Annotated in this window: 3 protein-coding genes and 1 pseudogene; 2 read left to right on the top strand and 2 right to left on the bottom strand. The window is 37.8% G+C overall.

Annotated elements, in window-relative coordinates; genetic code table 11:
• The first annotated feature begins 134 nt into the window (after positions 1-134).
• Together KIV40_RS25150 and KIV40_RS25145 are read left to right on the top strand one after the other, a co-directional pair.
• Positions 135-335, top strand: coding sequence for a hypothetical protein (locus KIV40_RS25150; RefSeq protein ID WP_012126710.1), 201 nt, complete (start codon positions 135-137; stop codon positions 333-335).
• 251 nt (positions 336-586) lie between these two features.
• The gene (locus KIV40_RS25145; protein ID WP_012126711.1) at positions 587-730 is read left to right on the top strand and encodes a hypothetical protein; all 144 of its coding nucleotides are present in this window, start codon (positions 587-589) and stop codon (positions 728-730) included.
• A 218-nt stretch (positions 731-948) separates the two neighbouring features.
• Here KIV40_RS25145 and KIV40_RS25140 read toward each other — a convergent pair whose 3' ends face one another.
• Together KIV40_RS25140 and KIV40_RS25135 are read right to left on the bottom strand one after the other, a co-directional pair.
• The gene (locus KIV40_RS25140) at positions 949-1,071 is read right to left on the bottom strand and encodes a hypothetical protein (RefSeq protein ID WP_012126713.1); all 123 of its coding nucleotides are present in this window, start codon (positions 1,069-1,071) and stop codon (positions 949-951) included.
• A gap of 393 nt (positions 1,072-1,464) precedes the next feature.
• A pseudogene (locus tag KIV40_RS25135) lies at positions 1,465-1,655 on the bottom strand (IS630 family transposase); the annotation flags it as partial.

Genomic DNA, 1,655 nt, shown 5'->3' with positions numbered 1-1,655 from the left:
GACACTTTTTTACATTATGTTTAACAAAGATTCCGAAGATTCCGAAGATTCCGAAGATTCCGAAGATTCCGAAGATTCCGAAGATTAGAAATACGAATAAAATAAATGTTGGGTTCGATAAGATAAGAAGTAACATGAAAAAACTAGTAAGAAAATCAAGCAAGAAAATCCAGAAAAACAACTTCGAAGAACGATTTTCTTCGATGGTAAAAGAATATCAAGAAGCGAAAGGCATTCTCGATTCTATGACTGAAGGTTCATCAGAGTATTTATCGCAGAAAAAAGCATGCGATAAAATTTTTGCAAATGCGGAAAGATACATCAATAAGAAATAATGAATTGAAATGACTTTATTCTAACCTGAATAAAATCACCTAAATTTACTTTGCTTAGTATCGCTACATTTTTAAAAGCCTGAATCTCAGTTTTCTGCAATCGTTGGTTCAATCCGTGTCTATCTCATTTAGAAAAACCATTGAATTACTGTTGCCCGTTTATATTCTGACTTGTGTAGTCTCATTGTTGATTTCATAGCCAATATGAGCGCGGTGCGGAATTCAGTAAACCACCAAAAATAAGATGATATATGAGCAAGTTACCTAAACCGACAAAAAAGCAATTTAGTATTAATCCGAAAGGGATTAAGCGGATACCAGAAGAGTTGAAAACCATGACGGTTCGCAAACGTATAGAAGAGATTGAAGAGCAAAAAGAGTGGGATAAGGAGTAGGGACTATGAGTTCACGAAACCTCTCTGAGCTTATCAATACGACACTCCTCTTATATTCCGAAAAATTGAGCAACTTGGACCGAGACATACTGACAGGTTTACGAGATCAACTTAATCGTGAGCAAGCCTTATCAGACAAACAAGCCAAACTGTGTCAAAGGCTACTACGAAAAACGAATCATGATTGCTAGCCAACGTCAGCCGTCACAGCTGTCTACCTAGCTACCATCAAGCGTCATTCGACTTGGCATCTGATCCATTAAATCTTTAATCTCAATTAGTATTGCGCCCTCTGGCGCATGATGCTCAGCTGAGCGCTTGGCGCTCGTTAGAGTTTTCATGGTTAGCTTAGCTTTTCTAAAGCACAGATACGACCATAACCACAAAAGCTAGCTCTATTACGCGCTACCAGCAGTCAATGTTGGCCCCTTCAGTTCAGAATACATTTTCTAAAAAACGACAACTTTCAACCGAAATTAATTATTGAAAAACATATATTTAAGTCGCTTTTTGATGTTCGATTTCTTGGTGAAGTTGATAGTTCAGCAGAGTTGGAAGCCTTGCTAAGCGGTTTGCAGACAGAAAACGTTATTCTCAATTTGCTATTTCACGTGATAATTCTAGGAAGGTTTTGCTTCAAAGTTTGTTAGGGGCTGAGATGTATGGTCCCTATGCTGACATTTCTGATGACAATAACGTAAATTTCTAGTTAAGAAATTTGGCTCTATACCCGTTCAACTTGAAGATGCAGGCTTCGATATCTGAAAATTATCCGTAATTCTGGATACAAGTGAGCCTGCAACTTCTGGTAGCGTCACATCAAAAAACGTTTTGATAGCAGAGGTGAATGCTGCTTTGGAGGGAAAATAGACATTGTTCCTCACATGCTCATTCATTACTTTCCAAAGCCGCTCTATTGGATTTA

The organism is Vibrio sp. D173a (genome assembly GCF_030248475.1).
This window is presented reverse-complemented; position numbering and strand designations above follow the sequence as displayed.